Source organism: Marinomonas piezotolerans, assembly GCF_003362755.1.
GTDB lineage: Bacteria > Pseudomonadota > Gammaproteobacteria > Pseudomonadales > Marinomonadaceae > Marinomonas > Marinomonas piezotolerans.
Genome location: NZ_QKRA01000003.1, coordinates 496802 through 512378, shown reverse-complemented (window position 1 = coordinate 512378; position 15577 = coordinate 496802). Strand labels below are relative to the sequence as shown.

At 49.3% G+C, this 15577-nt stretch carries 17 protein-coding genes; 2 read left to right on the top strand and 15 right to left on the bottom strand.

The window, feature by feature from the left end; all coding sequences use genetic code 11:
- Positions 1 to 7 precede the first annotated feature (7 nt).
- From DN730_RS19360 to DN730_RS09925, 8 genes are all read right to left on the bottom strand, one after another.
- Entirely contained in the window at positions 8 to 5065 is a 5058-nt protein-coding gene (locus tag DN730_RS19360; RefSeq protein WP_115467961.1) for a phage tail protein, read from the bottom strand.
- The gene (locus DN730_RS09955) at positions 5065 to 5580 is read right to left on the bottom strand and encodes a hypothetical protein (RefSeq protein WP_115467960.1); all 516 of its coding nucleotides are present in this window, start codon (positions 5578 to 5580) and stop codon (positions 5065 to 5067) included. Before DN730_RS09955 ends, DN730_RS19360 begins: the two co-directional genes overlap by 1 nt.
- Positions 5581 to 6132: a hypothetical protein gene (locus tag DN730_RS09950; RefSeq protein ID WP_115467959.1), complete on the bottom strand. Its 552-nt coding sequence runs from the start codon at positions 6130 to 6132 to the stop codon at positions 5581 to 5583. It lies immediately after the preceding gene.
- Between the two features lie 65 nt (positions 6133 to 6197).
- Positions 6198 to 6626, bottom strand: coding sequence for a hypothetical protein (locus tag DN730_RS09945; RefSeq protein ID WP_115467958.1), 429 nt, complete (start codon positions 6624 to 6626; stop codon positions 6198 to 6200).
- 3 nt (positions 6627 to 6629) lie between these two features.
- Positions 6630 to 7106, bottom strand: coding sequence for a type II toxin-antitoxin system HicB family antitoxin (locus DN730_RS09940; RefSeq protein WP_115468044.1), 477 nt, complete (start codon positions 7104 to 7106; stop codon positions 6630 to 6632).
- Positions 7107 to 7117: 11 nt separating this feature from the next.
- On the bottom strand, positions 7118 to 7366 hold the full coding sequence (locus tag DN730_RS09935) for a type II toxin-antitoxin system HicA family toxin (protein WP_115467957.1): 249 nt from the start codon (positions 7364 to 7366) through the stop codon (positions 7118 to 7120).
- Positions 7367 to 7533: 167 nt separating this feature from the next.
- Positions 7534 to 8274, bottom strand: coding sequence for a phage antirepressor (locus DN730_RS19070; RefSeq protein WP_211313862.1), 741 nt, complete (start codon positions 8272 to 8274; stop codon positions 7534 to 7536).
- Positions 8271 to 8681, bottom strand: a complete 411-nt coding sequence (locus tag DN730_RS09925; RefSeq protein ID WP_147290573.1) for a hypothetical protein — start codon at positions 8679 to 8681, stop codon at positions 8271 to 8273. The genes DN730_RS19070 and DN730_RS09925 overlap by 4 nt, the downstream gene beginning before the upstream one ends.
- Positions 8682 to 9060: 379 nt before the next feature.
- On the opposite strand from DN730_RS09925, the gene DN730_RS09920 reads away from it, so the two are divergent.
- Both DN730_RS09920 and DN730_RS09915 read left to right on the top strand, forming a co-directional pair.
- The gene (locus tag DN730_RS09920) at positions 9061 to 9258 is read left to right on the top strand and encodes a hypothetical protein (RefSeq protein ID WP_115467955.1); all 198 of its coding nucleotides are present in this window, start codon (positions 9061 to 9063) and stop codon (positions 9256 to 9258) included.
- A gap of 8 nt (positions 9259 to 9266) precedes the next feature.
- Positions 9267 to 9665, top strand: coding sequence for a type II toxin-antitoxin system YafO family toxin (locus DN730_RS09915; RefSeq protein ID WP_115467954.1), 399 nt, complete (start codon positions 9267 to 9269; stop codon positions 9663 to 9665).
- Here the strand turns inward: DN730_RS09915 and DN730_RS09910 are convergent.
- The 7 genes from DN730_RS09910 to DN730_RS19165 all read right to left on the bottom strand — a co-directional run bounded on the left by DN730_RS09910 (position 9662) and on the right by DN730_RS19165 (position 15539).
- Entirely contained in the window at positions 9662 to 12703 is a 3042-nt protein-coding gene (locus DN730_RS09910) for a hypothetical protein (protein ID WP_115467953.1), read from the bottom strand. The two genes, DN730_RS09915 and DN730_RS09910, sit on opposite strands and share 4 nt — an antisense overlap.
- A gap of 192 nt (positions 12704 to 12895) precedes the next feature.
- Entirely contained in the window at positions 12896 to 13345 is a 450-nt protein-coding gene (locus DN730_RS09905) for a hypothetical protein (RefSeq protein ID WP_115467952.1), read from the bottom strand.
- A gap of 8 nt (positions 13346 to 13353) precedes the next feature.
- Positions 13354 to 14286, bottom strand: coding sequence for a phage tail tube protein (locus tag DN730_RS09900; protein ID WP_115467951.1), 933 nt, complete (start codon positions 14284 to 14286; stop codon positions 13354 to 13356).
- Positions 14267 to 14395, bottom strand: a complete 129-nt coding sequence (locus DN730_RS19355; protein WP_281270514.1) for a hypothetical protein — start codon at positions 14393 to 14395, stop codon at positions 14267 to 14269. The genes DN730_RS09900 and DN730_RS19355 overlap by 20 nt, the downstream gene beginning before the upstream one ends.
- The gene (locus DN730_RS09895) at positions 14392 to 14802 is read right to left on the bottom strand and encodes a hypothetical protein (RefSeq protein WP_115467950.1); all 411 of its coding nucleotides are present in this window, start codon (positions 14800 to 14802) and stop codon (positions 14392 to 14394) included. The genes DN730_RS19355 and DN730_RS09895 overlap by 4 nt, the downstream gene beginning before the upstream one ends.
- On the bottom strand, positions 14802 to 15083 hold the full coding sequence (locus tag DN730_RS09890) for a head-tail joining protein (protein WP_115467949.1): 282 nt from the start codon (positions 15081 to 15083) through the stop codon (positions 14802 to 14804). The genes DN730_RS09895 and DN730_RS09890 overlap by 1 nt, the downstream gene beginning before the upstream one ends.
- A gap of 3 nt (positions 15084 to 15086) precedes the next feature.
- A complete protein-coding gene (locus DN730_RS19165; protein WP_211313861.1) occupies positions 15087 to 15539 on the bottom strand; it encodes a hypothetical protein in 453 nt (150 codons plus the stop codon).
- Positions 15540 to 15577 lie beyond the last annotated feature (38 nt).

The following is a 15577-nucleotide window of genomic DNA, read 5'->3' as shown; positions in this document are numbered from 1 at the left end:
TGCCTCGCTAGTATTGATATTGATAAGGGCCGTTATACCAATGGAATCCGGTATCTCCACCCGTTCGTGAAGGAACTGAAAGCACGACTTTCATAGGAGTAGCGTCAGGAGGGTTACCCATCGCCTCTTTGATACGGTAGGTATTTACCAGTAAAGATGCATTAGAAACCCCATGCTTGTATATCCAGTACCATTTCTCAGGTACGCGAATCCATTGACGCTTCAAATATTCCTCGGCATAAACCCCGCCTTGCAGCGTATCTTGCCCCCATTCGTCATTCGGGAACGGCCACGGCGCATCCCACTTTATCCAGTTTGGCCAGTAATCTTTGTCACAATAGACCCACACAGATATGTCGAAAATTTCAGTTTCAGAGTTCTCATAAAATCGACCAGAGTCAGGCAAATTAATAAATTGATAGTTACTGACATAGCCACCATAACCAAAGTCCTTCTGTGTTAAGTCGGTGTTTGTAACGTAGTTAATCGTTGCCGGACGTTCCCACTGCGTATCCTCAAACTTAAACGCATTCACCTCCCCCGAGAACTCGCCCTCTGTCGCTTCGACACGCCCTTTTACAGTCAATGTCCCGTTGTGGAACAAATTGGTGATGTAATTCCCTGCAGCATCTTCGAAGTAGAATCCACCGTCACTATTAATGTAAGACCGCCAGTTTGTGCCGTTGTGATAGCCTAAATAATCATTGCTCGCAAACAAGCCAGCAGCACCAGTTGGAGCAGGCAGCATGCCTTGTGGGCCTTGCTCTCCCTCAGGTCCTTGCGGCCCTTGCTCACCTTGTGGACCCCGCTCTCCTTCTGGTCCTTGCGGTCCCTGCGACCCTATCGGCCCCTGCTCACCCTGTGGGCCTTGTTCACCTTGATTCCCCTTCAATTGCTCAAACGTCGTGACGTCAACGGGCGTGTTGTCCGAATCGCTCGCTGGTATACGCAGGGTTTCAACGACCAAGTTGTCTGCAATGACTTCATCGCCCACCACTTTAAATGGCGTTTTGGAACCATTCTCAGTTTGGACTTTGAATGCGTTGGCCAACGCGATAAGCTCGCTTCCGTTCTCGCCCACATTCGCGAAAATGCCCGCGAGCTGCTCGCCGTAAGTGGCAAGCAAAGAAGCGGTCACGGCGAGGTTACCGTCGGTATCAAGCAACGCCTGCAGGATGGTTCCTGCTGTTGCTTCGACTGAGTTACCTTCAGCATCCGTGCCCGTAAGGCGCACTCTTCGCAGTGCTTCCGCTAAGGGTTGCTCCCCAACCCACGTATTACCCGCCAGCTCACAAGCCGCAGCGGTTTCATGACTGGTAGGATTGCCGTTTGCATCAACGCAGTAGCCGATGGCCGCACGCTTGTAGTCGTTGAATTCAGCGTGGTTGTCACCCACTAGCGCATCGAGCTCTTCGACAGATAGCGCCAATGCAGATTGCTCATCGGCCACAGCCTTGGTTTCCGCTCGTGCCAGGGCGACACCGTCCTGTGCGCCCAGCGCTTCACGCTCATTCTCTAATGCAGAAAAGGCATTGCGCACCGCTTCTGCACTGGCTTCCTCGGCTTTAGCGTCGGCTAGAAATACGCTGCCAACTTGCTGTGCGATCGTCCCTGCTTGCGCATCCAACTCTTGCTCTATTTGCGTAAAGCGAGAGCCTGTCTCTTGCGCTACAACAGACTGAGCGATATTGGTGATTGTTGTATCCGCTACATCGATCCAAGTGGCGGCACTATTGGCTTTCACGATCGTTCCATCTTCGTCCAACTGAGTTAATGTTGCACTAACGGAGTAAGTCGCATCAAAGCTGCTCAGCTCTTGCTGAACGTCCGTCACGGTCAGAGCGTTTTGCTCATACCAAGTCGTTGATACGTAGTTAGTTAAACTCCCTTCAATAGCACTAATAGATTGCTCTGCTGTGGATACTCGCCCCTGTAAACCCTCCAGAGCTGCTTGTGCAGCATTACGCTTACCCGCTTGCACAGAATACAAGCGATAGACGTCTGCAGTCGTTGCACCCAACAATATACGAAGACCTGTGATCGTATTGCCTACGTAGTCCGCTTCATTGCCAAGATCAATGGTAACGGTGTATTGCTCGCCGTCATCCGTGATCTCTGATATATCCGACTCATGGCTCGATGAGTAACCGTGCGACGCAGTGGACCATTGGATTTTACCCGCCCAGACAGCACCTGCATCGCGCGCGATTACCAACTGAATGACAGGGTTTTCAGCCCCATCAAAGCTCATGTCACTGGCCACATCACCCAAGGTCATATCAACCCAGGCACCCGCATTGTAAACAGCGGTACCGGATTGCGCTGACCAGCCATCAAGCCCCGTGTTGAAGCTTGTCGCATAAGCAGGTTGTATCGCGGCAATCGCACCTGCGATGGTTTCATCCAGCTCTGTGTACGTGACACGACTATTAATCAGACCCGCTTGTACCAGCAGCTCTGACTCAGCATCTGTGATGCGACCTTCTGCAGTGGTGATACGCTGCGCTTCGATCATGACAGACGAGTTAACCGCATCGATGAGCAACTGAACATTACTAATTTTGTCGTTCGTGTACTCATACGCGCGGTTTGTGATCGTCCCCGTTGTCGGGTCGATCTCTATCACTGCATTGAGAATGCGGTAATACTCATCGTTTTGCGATTGCTGATTGCGCTCCAACTCAGCAGAGTGAAAGAACGCCAGCGCAAGCGCTTCGTCAGTACCCTCTTGTGCCGCTGCTCGATCAATCTCACGGGCCTGTAACTCGCGCTCAATCGACAAATCACGGTCTGTGAGCTGCTGGATAGACTGAGCCACAACGTCCTGCAGAGTTGTAGCTGAGTAATTCGCCACGGCACCGAGGCCGAAGGAGTCGTAAGAGGCAACATCAATACTGTAGTTGGTTTGAGCCGTTAGGCCCGATAGCACAGCGGATAATGACTCGCCTCGGTACTGCTCAACACCGTCCAAATACACAACAACGCCGAGAGCATTTGTAGGGCGATTGAAAGTTAATTTGATTTCATCTACTGACGCCCAAAGCTGCGTTGCTGGTGCAACAGGCGCAGGCTTTGAGACCGCTATCGCTGCCGATTCACCTACTTCACCGCTGACGTTGACACCCGCTACCCGCACATCAAATGAGCGAGGGAAGCCAAGAGACTGAAACACTTCATAGTCAACCGTTGCAGTATTAATGCTTGAAGAAAGTGTGGCTAGACTCGTACCCGCCGCTGTATCCCAAAGCTGGATTTGATAGTGGCTCAGTGCTTCGGTGTTTAAATGGCTCCAAGCGATCGATAATGAGCGATCAAACGCCCCCACCATTGCTAACCCCGTCACACGATCGGTAACAGGCACCGATACACTAAAGGTCAAAGTCGCTGGCTCTGATCGAGTCAATGCATTGCGAGCACGGACATAGGCCGTATAACTCCCCGCTGCAAGAGTAGGCAATGCGAGCGCTGGAACAAAGGCATCCGCCCAGTCACTAGAATGCGCTAGTGTCGTGCTGAGCACCGGCACAGAACCCGCGTCTACGATCTCAATCGTGTAATCATGCACAAAGGCACTGTCTGACTGCGCCCACTGTAGCGTTCCCACGGCGCTAGCGCTCCAATCAGGAACGAACGCAAAGGAAGTTGGTGCGGGCAGTTCACTCGCATCAGCCACCGTGGGCGGTGTTACGGTGTTTTGGTCTGGCAAATCAATCCAAGGAAAAATGCTCGGATCGTACGCAGCACATTCAAATGCAATGCCGCCGTCGGCATCCATTGTACGGGACGACACACGCCACAACACACCATCATTCAAGCCGGGGATATCAAGCACGATCAAATCACCACAGCGCACATCGATTAGCCACGGTTGGCCGTTAAACGCGACCTGCCCACCGATTCGACTCTCAAGAAGAGCCTGACGGGCAATATCTAATGCCTGGTAACGATTAGTGCAGGATGAGACGGTGATGTCTTCGTGGGATTCTTCCCAGTTATCCTCTTCAAGCAACGCCTGATATTCAGAATCATCAATCGGGTAGGTCGCTTCGTTGGTCTTCCATTGAGTATCTGGATCGACATATTTCACAGTAACGCGATTGTATTTATCACGCGCCCCATTTGGGCGGCGTGAGATCTCCCCGATCACATCATCGTAGGTGATCGTATGATCTGCCGTCGCATCGTTTTGAATGACGTAACGCCACTGGCCAGCGGTCTGCACGAGAAATGCGCGGCTTTCGCTGACAAGCGTTTTGATGTTTTCTAGCGGCGGCTTGGAGGTCTTAATAACAGTATTACACGCGAAACGCTTTACCATGACGCCGCTGTCAGAGCGGCTTTCATATTCGACATCGGCTAGATCAGCGGAGGCTTTGAACGACTCAAAATCTATCAGGTCGTCGTCCATATTCACGCCATAAGAACCACGAAAGTAATCCAACACTACCAATGCAAAGTTGTCACTAAAGCCTGTGTTCTCGGTACGTGGATCATAGATTAACTTACCCTCGATAATAGACGTGAATACAGGTAAGCCGCTGTATTTGTCTTTGTCGTATTCATACCGCGCCGCCACATATGCCAAGCCCTGCAAACGGTGGTCAGTGGTCCATTCGCTTAGTTCTGATACATAGTTTGCGTCGGCCGCTTGGTCTGGCGTACCGGTGTAGTAGCTATAACGCAGTTTATTGCCGTAGGTGCTCGCTGCCTTATCGGATATGAATACCTCTTTAGTACCTTTGATTGGGCCTTCGCACTGTACCAGCACTGAGTTTAGATATTTGTTCTTACTGCCGGTGCTTGATAGGAATACACGCGTTCCACCCAGCTTCACAGTGCCGTAGGCAATAGGAATGTTGGCCGAGGCGGAGCTTTTATTGGTCGTAAGCCCTTCGGTAGGCTCTTCTTGGTTCCAAAGCTGCTCGATCCAATCGCCAACGTCTTTCCAAGCGTGGTAAATCCCTTCACCAACATCCTGCCATGCACCTATAGGGTCAGTAACAGTCTTACCAGCCCATCTCCCAAACTTACGCCCCCTCTCTTTAATTTTATCCACAATACTCATCAGCTTTTACCCCATTTAATATCCTGTGTTTCGGTGCCAGCAAATTCAAAGCCTTTGTCGTTTGGATAGAGCTGCTGCTGTGAGTCACTATTGGTCGTGCGGCCGCGCACTTGCTGCCAATGGACGATGTTGGCACTGGCGGTCACTTGGATGGTGTAGCCGTCTTCCGCGTCGATAGCTTCAAAGTCGATCATTAAGCCTTCAAACAGCTTGCGGATCTGCTCTGTGCCATCATCCCAAACGTATTGACGGTAATAGCTCACGCGTTGGTTTAAGTACGCATGGCTCGTGAAGGCCAATAGCACCGGATCATCGGGTGATAAGACATTAAGCGAGACATTCCAATCATTGGTTGTGATCTCTAGAGACTCTTCAACCTCAGTGATGCCGTCTTCATCGAGATACAAATCAGGCTCGTATAGCGTGCCATTAAACTGCACCGGCACACCGCCATCTGTCATGGCCAGCTCGCCGCCATTGGTGAAGTTCATTTTGATTAGATTGCGAATGATCATTTACAACATCTCTTCAAAGCTTGCAGACAAAGACGACAACGGCCCCTTTTGCTTGGCTGTTAATTCATCGTTTATTCGCGTCACAGTAATGGGAACCGACTGCGTGGTGATGGTTTCAGCAGCCGACAAAGCACGGCGTAGCTTGGGGTAAAGCGTCACGGTGGAGCCAGATAACGCAATAACTCGGTACACTTTAGAGTGGTCACGAAAGCGAACTAGGTGGCCGATCGTTAATGCGCCCGTACCAGACACAGCTACCGAGTCAGCCCCTGCCGCCACACCAGATGTGGCGGTAAAATCTGCCCCCGCATTGGGGTGGTAGCTTTGCACTGGATGAATGACATCGGCTGTCTCGGCTTGGCCTTGCATTGCATCGAGCTGCACTGTGATTTCGTTTGCTTTATCGCGCAGGTAATCTGGCCACTTAATATCCAGTAACCAATGCTGACGCTCTAAGTTGCGCACATGCTTGCGCCCTGATCGGGAGCGCGACACAACAGAGGGATCATTGGAGATGATCGACACCTCCGCTTCTTGAATGTATGGGAGCATCGCCACCTCTCGGGCATAAAAAAACCCGCACAGGGCGGGTTTTCAATTTGATTGGTTAATATCCTCTAGCTTTCTGACGAACGCCTTGAGAACGGAGGAATAGATATATTTTCGAAGCTGGTATCGGAAAGTGTTTTTTCTACTGATGTTTTCACAGCAAGATCAACGAAGTTCTGAAAGAACCAAGACTCATCTTGTACACATTTTTTAATGTCGTCTTCAGTATTTTTTGAAGGTCCATCGAAACACACAAATTCTAGCTGAAGTGTTTGTTCGCATTGAAATACTACCGTAACCTTATCTTTATCCATACCTTGTAACATTGCGTCAACTGTTAACGTAAATAAATGATCTTTATCTTCATCTATGTACCCTTCAACCTCATCACGCAATGTTGAACTTAAGTTGATAAATCCGCCTTCCGAAACAACCTCTTGGTTTTTAAACGTAGATTCTTTCAATACGTAACCAAGGTATCGAATCTGATCAAGCATAGCTTAGTGCCTCCAATTGATTGTTGATTCTGCAACAATATTATTCATATCAGAAGCCCATCTAGGGATTTCGCGCTCTTGAACATTTCGATTAGCACCTACTTTTTCTTCTTTATGAATATGCAGGTGAAATTCTTTACTATCTTTTTCTAAATAATAGGTTAACGCGGTCTTAACTATATCATTTATGCTTTTCGACTCTTTTAAGGCCGCTTTAGCTGCTTTTTTATGCAAATCCGCACCTACTCGAACATTAAATGTTCCCGACATAGTCTTTTCAGGAGCCTTACCAATCTCAGCGCAAGTCTCCAAATAATCATCCACCGCTAAACGGAACTCCGCTTCCAGCTCTTCTAAAGTAGTCCCTTCGTAATTCACCAAATCATTGATGAACTCTATTTTGCCATACAGGATTTTATCTTCGATATCGAAATCTAAACTTCCTGTATAACCTTTGTACTCAAAATACTTACTAGCCATAGTAACCCCCTCTAGCGAATCCATTCCAGCTTCTCTTGAAGCTGCTCAACTGCATATTTTTTTAATTCATTGCCTGGATGGGGCTTATGCAGTCTGATCACATCCTGCGTCTCATCATGAACAAAACGCACTCTTGAACCGTCCCCCTGTAACTCCCTGTACCCTTTTGATTCAAGAAAACTCTTCGCTTCACTCCATGTTAGGTTTGCACACGTTGGTTTAGCGAAGATCTTCTTTTGTATTTTTTCTTGCTTTCCCATAAGCAGGTGTCGTCCCTTCGGTGTATGCAACTATATTTTAGTTGCATACTCAATTCAATTCAAATATCGCACTGTTCACAATTAATCTAACATACATCCCATTAATCATAACAAAGATAAAAGACACTGCTCAAAAATGATTAGCGCCCCGTAGGGCGCTGCATTACCTAATGAAGCTGCGGGTGGTGCTTATCCCACAATTGCTTGAGCTTCGTTAACCCCTTTCCGGTCACCACAGTTGTCACGGATTGTTTTAATCCGTGCTCTGGGTGCTGAAAGTTGCTGAGCTTCACATTAAGTAAACCTTGTTCGATTTTCTCTTGGTATGGCTCGTTTCTTCGTGAAATCCAGCCGATATTGCGGAGAAAGTCGAATAAGCGCCGCTGGCCAGTGCCTATGATCTTAGCGGCTTCGGCAACGCTGATCGTATCGGGCGCTCGTTGAACTTGTTCAGTAAATGAGACCTTTGGTGCGGCCTCTTCTATCTGGGCGATGAGGTCTTGTTTCTCTTGCTCCAGCTTTAGCCGCTGCTCTTCGGACTCTAGTGCCATTTTTAGCACGTCCATTTTGCTGAGGTCTTCGGGCTTATTTAGCGAGTAGGAGCCCTGCTTTCGGATCGCAGGCAATACTTCACCCACCACCCACTCCTCAAATGCTTCAGCCTCTGGCATCTTGGAGCGCATAACTAGTCGATAGACGTCTCTTTCTGGTATCACCTGAACATGACGCACCTGACCTCCCGTTTCGGTAGGACAGGTCTCAACTGCCTTACAATGCGTATTAACCGCTTTAGATGTATTGGAGTACCCCAGAACATCCGCCACATCTTTCGCAACAAACCATGGCTCGCCTTCGCGTTCCACCACCCGAACCGGTGCAGAATGAAATTGAAACGGCATAATGTTCATAGGTTTTCCTCCTGCTTTTCGAGCTGTACGCGCTGCGCAGCGATGTCGTCCCATTGCTGTTGGGCTTTTGCTAGGTCTAAATAAATGTCGCAAATGGATGCAGCCTTATAAAGCTGCTCTTCGAGATAGCTAAAGAAGCCTACCCAGTGGCCTTTGGTGGCCGTTTGATCCTGAAAATCAATATCACCCGCGATATGACCTAATAGGCCAGTGCCAGCGAGACTCGGATCGGATTGAATTTGCAATAAGTAACATGCCGCCAGTCTGCGGCCATTTAGGCACGCTAAGCGGTAGTTATCGGTTGGTGTGACATCCCAGTTTGACGCTGGGTCGTTGACTCCAAGATGAGTTGAGGTTAAGCGAAAACGCTTGTTTAGAGTCGGCCTCTTGCCTGTTGTGATCATCATGATCCCCTTGTATTTTTTTGAGTTAACCTATTTGCTGATAGGTGTCAGGAGGCTCAAAACGGCTACAAGAGACCGCGGACAGTTTTCCCCTAAGGTGTTGTATGGCTGTCGCCCTCCCGACTTAACAGGAGAATCCTTGCGCCGGATAAATTTCAGGCACAAAAAATCCAACACTGACGGGGTTGGCTTCTATCCGCTTGTAAGAGGTTTTGAGTCCTCAAAACGGATAGTAGATCAGGAAATCAGAGATTGCAAACACGCTTTTCATTCTTTTCACATTGTTTCAATTGATCACAATTTAACCTTCTGGTAGATTTGCGCCCCAATCGAGTTAATGCAATACTAAAAACTCACTAACGCAATACTAATGGTGATACATATGAGTACCGCAACCCTTGAACGTGCAAACGTCAGCAATAAACAACAGCCAAAGCGCAAGACATTAAGAGAAAGTCTCGTTGCGGCTAAAAAGCAGACTCGCCATTTAGATGTTGATGGTCTAGAAAAACTATCTCGTGAAGGCCTTGAAAAAGCTATTCAGGATGGAACAACACCTGGCTGGACTAGAGTCATTTAGAAAATCAGATGACAAGGAAAGTTAAAGTCTATTTAAGTGACCTCCTAAACAGCCACCCAGACGCTAATCTTCTTACCGAGAAGTTCGCTTTATACAAGGAAACTGGTATACCTCCTGATGACTTTGGTCGGGACGGTGATAATCGTTATCCATTAATTTGCCTGCAAGAAGAAGTTCACCATATCCACCTTGCACACCTACCTATTCATTTTAGGAAATGGCCTAAAATTAGAGCTCAGTATGAACGAAAAAGCGATAAGGCCTTACTTTACTGCCCCGGCTTCTTTGACTCAGACAGCTACTTACTCATAGCTGTCTTGGAACCTCCCGCCCATGATCAGCAGGAAAGCAATGAATTAATGGAAGCAGTAGGACAAATCGCAGAAAGTTTTAGGTTAGAAAATTAACTAACGCCCTTAATTTTCCCGCCATTCCTTCGCGCCTCTGCACCAACACCTGAGTACACGGCCTTTTGGCCTTGTCGGGTATTAATGACCCCTAGCACCATGTTGCCGATGTTTTCACCAATCGTCTGGGCTATTTGGTCAGCTGATGAGTTCGCCTCAGGTACGGTGACGTAGATATCCCCAACGCTCACCGTGTTGGTTACTGCGCCTTCGGTTTGAGAGGTCGATCTTTCACGAGACAGCTGTAGGTTGTTTCGGTGTCGCGGATCCTGCTCGGTAAGGACTTCCTCTCCTCGAAGCAGTATCGTTGGCACTTCGTTTTGAGCGAGCTGCTGTGAGTAATTATCAGAGTCATAACCAGCGATACCACCAGTATGGTAAGTCTGACTGTTTACTCGCCCGGCTTGTTCAAGCCCATAACCGATTAACGCCGCTGACAAGGTTGAGCCCACGATTGGGCCAACTATAGGGCCTAACTGCATTGATGTTGCCCATGCCGTCATGACACCTTCAGCAGTACGCACACCGATGTTATACAAGGCGGCAGCTTTACCAATTGCGGCTAGTTCGCGGCTAGAGCTGTCTTGCATATCTACAAACAGGTTAGAGAACTCATCATAAGAATGAAGGCGCTCACGCCACTCTCGTTTAGAAAGGTCAGTTTGCGCTTTCTCCGATTTCTCTGTGGCTGCTTTTACTGCATCGTTGTACTCATTGGTAGAAAGTACGCCATCAGCCTGGTACTTCTTAAGCTGGACCAACTCTTCCGTGAGTCGATCTTGTTCTATCTCTACTGCAGAGCGGTTTAGGTCACGATAGTGATCAAGGATCTCCTCTTTGTAGTCTTTGTACGCTTTCTCTTTCTCTGCAAACGACTGCGCCGCAAAATCTTGTACACGCTGGTCATCACGATCATTAATACCGCTGTCCTGCATGTACTGTATGATGCGTTGCTCATGCTCGACGCGAAGCTGCTCCTCTTTCGTGTACTGATCCGCAAACATGGATTGACGCTTTTGAAGTGCTGCGTATGTTGCAGCATTCTTCGCGAGCTCATGCCGATTGGTTTCTGACTCTCTTAGTCGCTCCGCTTCCTTAAAATCTATTTCGTTGCTGGCCAGCGCTGCTTGAATGGTCTCCATGTTCTTTTCATGAGCATCATTCTGTAGTTGCTCTGCTGATTGCGCTGAGGTGCGAATCGTCTCTAAATTTGCGAGCTGCTCTTGTTTCAGGATCTGCTTACGGATTTCTGCTTGCTGTGAAGCCTCAATAGACTTTCTACGCTCAAGCTCTGACGTAATCAGCGCCTCTTTTTCAGCCAATTCACTTTGCTGAGTGAGGCGTTCCGCATTTTGCTTCTGTGCTAACTTTTCTAGATCTCGCACCATTGCCATGGAGCCTTCAACAACCTTGCGATTGTCGTAGTCTTCTATAGCTGCTGATGTTGCCGCGAGTTCACCACGCACTGATTGAAGCATTGCTTCAAGATCGCTTGTCCCGCTGGTTTTAAACGTTTCTCCCAGCTCATCTGCACTCATATTGAGGGCATTCATATTGCCCGCCGCTTCACCCGATGTCAGGGACAGCATGGCAATAGTAGAGACGCCCATTGTTAACAGTCCAATCGGACCACCAAGGAATGACATCGCAGCCCCTAGGCCTCGCGTTGCAACGGTTCCTGCTTTGACGGTGCTGTTGTAGAGGGACTGCGCCTTAGTCAGGCTTTTAGTGGACTTCTCAACATTTCGTTTCGCTCGATCTAGAGCTTTTGTGTTATCGGTGGCCGCCTGAATTGAGGCCGCGTTTCTCGTAACGACCGCTGTATGCGCTTGCTCTGCACGTTCAACCTGCTTGGTTGTCGCTGCCAAAGTCTTCTTAGTTGCGACTAGATTAGCCTCAGCCTCTTTAAGCTTCTCGGCTCTCTGTTTGCTGTGCGTAAGCTGAGCTGCATAGGCTTTAGCCTGTTCCGCACTGGCAACATCTTGCACTGCGGCAGCCCGCGACGCTTTTAGACGATCAAGATCGGCTTTGGCGGCCAACTCGCTCGCGGCGGCTTCTTTACGTTTCTCTACAATACTCACTTCATGAGCTTGCATTTCCATCGTTAGTTTTTGCTGCGCATTGGCAAGGCCCGCTTCGGCTTCAGCCAATGTTGCGGCGGCGCTTTGACGTGCCGCGATCATATCGGCGTATTTCGCTTGGGTTGATGCGACCAACGAACTAACCATACGCCCACCGTAGACGCTGGCTACCAGAGTGCCGCCGATCGCCAATTTATCCAACGTATCTGACACAGCGTTTTCATCGCTAGCGAACTCCTTAAACCGGGCGCCGATCGCCTTTACCGCTGGCTCAAACTCTGCCGCGAGCTGCAAAGATAGGGCTTTGCTTGAGTTTTTCATGATGTTGATTTCGTTGGCAATGTTGCCCAGCCGAACCGCATCAATTTGCGACAGAACTTTGTTGGTATCGTATGCCTCTTGCTGTAACTCTTTGAGGCCCGCGGCCCCGTTACGCAACGCAGGCAATAACGAAACTAGGTTATCTCCACCCAGTTGATCTAGGTATACACGTGCACTGGCGTCACTTACGTTTTCTAGCTCTTGGGCTACTCGATATAGGAGCTGATCAGGCTCTAAATTTGCGAATTCTTTAGCATCGAGGCTGAGTGTTTCAAAGAAGTCGGCGCCTTCACCTGTACCAATGGTTGCAAACTCTTGGATACGAACTGACATGTCTTGCAATATGCCGTTCATGGACTCGCCATCTACACCAAACTTACTCGCTGCGTACTGCAGAGAGGTGATTTGTTCGGTTGTGGTATTCAGGCGATCTGACGCTAATAGCGCGTTTTCGCCCATATCTGCCATTTCTGTCGTGAACGCCACGACACCGACGCCGCCAAGCGCTGTTGAAATGAGATTGCTTGCTGTGAGCGCAGATTGACGCAAATGATTGACAGAGGAGACAGCCGAAGCGAACGCAGCTTTCGTGCGATCGCTAGCTGTCAATACGAACTCGTGGCGTGTATTACTCATCGTTGCTCAAAGCCTCTTCTATTACGTTCATCGCATTCAAAAACGCTTGTGGCTGATCAAGCAAACCACCGCTGAGCGGGTTGCGATTGTCTTTAAAATGTTTATACAAACCAATCAACTCGCTTGATGGCTCGGATATCATGGGCTTTAGGCAAATATCAGATTCGATTACGCCTTCTATGCTCCATTGTTTTATTGGGGCTGGGTTGCTCCGATCGCAGTGCCGGCCCCAGACACAGCTGCCGCAGTTGAATTGCTCTGCGTTGCTGTAGACTGCGACTGCGATGAGGAGTTTTTTCGTTCGTACTCACGCAACATTGCTCGGTCTGCGATCTCTCGAAATACTTCGATGAGATACTGGCTTGGCAGTGTTTCGAGTAGATAATAGCTGTATTCAATCGGCTCACTTGTTTGCTCGTGCTGAACGCCTTTCCAGTCGCGTATCGCGAAGCGCATGGCGTCTCGTTGAGCTTGAGCAGAGTAAACAATGCCACCTTCTTCTGTCATGCGAGCGCCGCTTTGCACTTGCATGAATTCCATGCCAGTGAGCGGCTTCAACAGCCACTCAATAGGATCATTTTTATCCAGCTTGGATTGGTACCACGTGGGGACCAGTTTGCTGTCTGGGTTGATAGTTACCATGTGTGCCTCTACGTGAATGTAATAGAAAATTCATCATCACCGTTTGTCGGTAATGCATGTAGGCTTAGATCTCGGCTGACTTGACCGTTACGATCACCTGCTTTCGGCGCTGAGGCGTTGTACACTTTTGGCATTGAAACCGTGTAAATATTGCCTGCTTGCGTACCAATGCCGCCTGTCGTCAATGCGGACTCGGTGCCACCCTTCCAATCGACAAGATAGTCTTTGGCATCAGCGGTCTTAGCCAACGGGTCAATGGAGCCTGTGACATTGCGATCAGCGATGAAGACATCGCCATAGCCGTCTGCGCTGGTCATGCTGTCTGGCGTGGTCACTTGGATGCCTAAATCTATGGACAATTTAGACACATCAACCGTGCCGCCGAGCGAAAACGCAACGCCAATCAATGGCACTGGTACCATGGAGCTGTAAGAAGGCGTGGGCAGCGATGTTGCCGCGATATTGCCCTTTTGGTGGCCTGTAAACGTGAATGACGCTTTGCCGATCGCGCCCGTGCTGAAGTCAAACGTCACCTTGCCCATACAACCAACCAGCTTGATTAAGTCGCCATCTTCCCAGACGTAAATCGTTGCGGATTGTTGGCCTGTGGTGGCTGGCTGATACTCAACAGATGTGTCGGCTGTGATCGTTTCAGACAATCCACAGGCTTTTAGACAATCGCCAATTTCTGGAGCGGTACCCGCTACGCCTGAGCCTTTGATCTCCATGCTAAATGACACTTCGATTAGATGACCTGCATAGATCTTCTTCAGCTCGCCAAAGGTTGCTCTGGTCGGCTTGCGCTCTGCCATACGCTCGTTGGCTGGCGACCATTTCAGGTCTTCTACCAGTTTTGCATGAGTGGCTTCCGACAGCACAGTTTCTGTGCCTTGTGTTGGTTCGATGCCAAGGGCGATCACACTACGCTTTGTTAGTTTCATCGACTACCGCCTCGCTTTGTGTTGGTTGGGTTGGTTTTGGCTTGGTGACGGTGCCGCCGCTACGCGGTTTATGCGTCATTTTTGGCGGCTGCTTGGTTTTCTTAGTCATAAACTTGGGTCCTTCGTGTTGTAGCGATAACGGACGAGATAGATAAGATCACGGCTCAGCGCGGGCGCTTCGCTGTTGATATTGGCGTCTTCGACTCGCTGAGCGCTGATCTCCATCATGCCTGGTACTATGCCCTGCAATGACATCAAGCATTTATGAACCACTGCTCGCTGTTCATTCGCTTTGCTTTCCAGTTGATCCGACTGCGCTAATACGATTTGACCTATAATCAGCTCAAACGAGGCATCGGTAAAAAAAGCCTCGGACTCTGTATTTTCAGAGCCTTGGCGAATCAAGACTCGTGGTTTATCAGATTTATAAACGGGCGAACGTTCAACAAGCGTGGGCGCTAGGTCTGCTGAAAGGGCCGTTTTGATGGCTTCTAATATGGTTTCGATCTTATGCATCACGCGACCTTTTCAACTTGATACTTGGTGACGCCCGCGCCGCCACCGACAGGCTGACGGATGTAGTAGGATTGACCGCCTACAGTAATCATCGAGCCAATCGGGTTTGGCGGAATGTCCTCATCCGCAACGGTCAGCACATTGCCTTCTCCAACGAAGTCGCCGCCATCCAGAAAGTCATTTTTGAAACGCACTTGAAGCTCTGTCTCTGGGGCGCTTTCGTGAAAAGCCGGTTCACCTAGGTTTTCCGCCATGACCCGAAATAGCTCGACTTTTTTCATGGTTTACGCCTTTTTCGCGGCGCCTAAAGAGATAAAACGATCAAATGCCGCCTTATCTTTGGCCTTGAATTTGTCTCCGGGCTTGTGGTTTCCGATCGTATTGATCGCGATCATATCCAAACCAGAGGTCTTCGCTGCATCCGCTGCTTTGGCCTCTTCCGCTGCTTTGGCTTCTTCCGCTGCTTTGGCTTCTTCCGCTGCTTTGGCCTCTTCCGCTGCTTCCGCCGCTTTGGCCTCTTCCGCTGCTTCCGCCGCTTTGGCCTCTTCCGCTGCTTCCGCTGCTTCCGCTGCTTTGGCTTCTTCCGCCGCTTTGGCCTCTTCCGCTGCTTCCGCCGCTTTGGCCTCTTCCGCTGCTTCCGCTGCTTTGGCTTCTTCCGCTGCTTTGGCTTCTTCCGCTGCTTTGGCTTCTTCCGCTGCTTTGGCTTCTGCAGCCTTTGTTTTTTGAGCTTGAGTCATGATATTTCCCCAATAAAAAGCGGCGCCAGTGTGAACTG

Bases quoted from the DNA above. Each gene is read 5' to 3' on its own strand.
- DN730_RS19165 (WP_211313861.1), bottom strand. From the start codon at position 15,539: ATGACTCAAGCTCAAAAAACAAAGGCTGCAGAAGCCAAAGCAGCGGAA.
- DN730_RS19070 (WP_211313862.1), bottom strand. From the start codon at position 8,274: ATGAACATTATGCCGTTTCAATTTCATTCTGCACCGGTTCGGGTGGTG.
- DN730_RS09950 (WP_115467959.1), bottom strand. From the start codon at position 6,132: ATGCTCCCATACATTCAAGAAGCGGAGGTGTCGATCATCTCCAATGAT.
- DN730_RS09955 (WP_115467960.1), bottom strand. From the start codon at position 5,580: ATGATCATTCGCAATCTAATCAAAATGAACTTCACCAATGGCGGCGAG.
- DN730_RS09940 (WP_115468044.1), bottom strand. From the start codon at position 7,106: ATGGCTAGTAAGTATTTTGAGTACAAAGGTTATACAGGAAGTTTAGAT.
- DN730_RS09915 (WP_115467954.1), top strand. From the start codon at position 9,267: ATGACAAGGAAAGTTAAAGTCTATTTAAGTGACCTCCTAAACAGCCAC.
- DN730_RS09895 (WP_115467950.1), bottom strand. From the start codon at position 14,802: ATGCATAAGATCGAAACCATATTAGAAGCCATCAAAACGGCCCTTTCA.
- DN730_RS09910 (WP_115467953.1), bottom strand. From the start codon at position 12,703: ATGAGTAATACACGCCACGAGTTCGTATTGACAGCTAGCGATCGCACG.
- DN730_RS19355 (WP_281270514.1), bottom strand. From the start codon at position 14,395: ATGACTAAGAAAACCAAGCAGCCGCCAAAAATGACGCATAAACCGCGT.
- DN730_RS09935 (WP_115467957.1), bottom strand. From the start codon at position 7,366: ATGGGAAAGCAAGAAAAAATACAAAAGAAGATCTTCGCTAAACCAACG.
- DN730_RS09925 (WP_147290573.1), bottom strand. From the start codon at position 8,681: ATGATGATCACAACAGGCAAGAGGCCGACTCTAAACAAGCGTTTTCGC.
- DN730_RS09905 (WP_115467952.1), bottom strand. From the start codon at position 13,345: ATGGTAACTATCAACCCAGACAGCAAACTGGTCCCCACGTGGTACCAA.
- DN730_RS09890 (WP_115467949.1), bottom strand. From the start codon at position 15,083: ATGAAAAAAGTCGAGCTATTTCGGGTCATGGCGGAAAACCTAGGTGAA.
- DN730_RS09945 (WP_115467958.1), bottom strand. From the start codon at position 6,626: ATGCTTGATCAGATTCGATACCTTGGTTACGTATTGAAAGAATCTACG.
- DN730_RS09920 (WP_115467955.1), top strand. From the start codon at position 9,061: ATGAGTACCGCAACCCTTGAACGTGCAAACGTCAGCAATAAACAACAG.
- DN730_RS09900 (WP_115467951.1), bottom strand. From the start codon at position 14,286: ATGAAACTAACAAAGCGTAGTGTGATCGCCCTTGGCATCGAACCAACA.
- DN730_RS19360 (WP_115467961.1), bottom strand. From the start codon at position 5,065: ATGAGTATTGTGGATAAAATTAAAGAGAGGGGGCGTAAGTTTGGGAGA.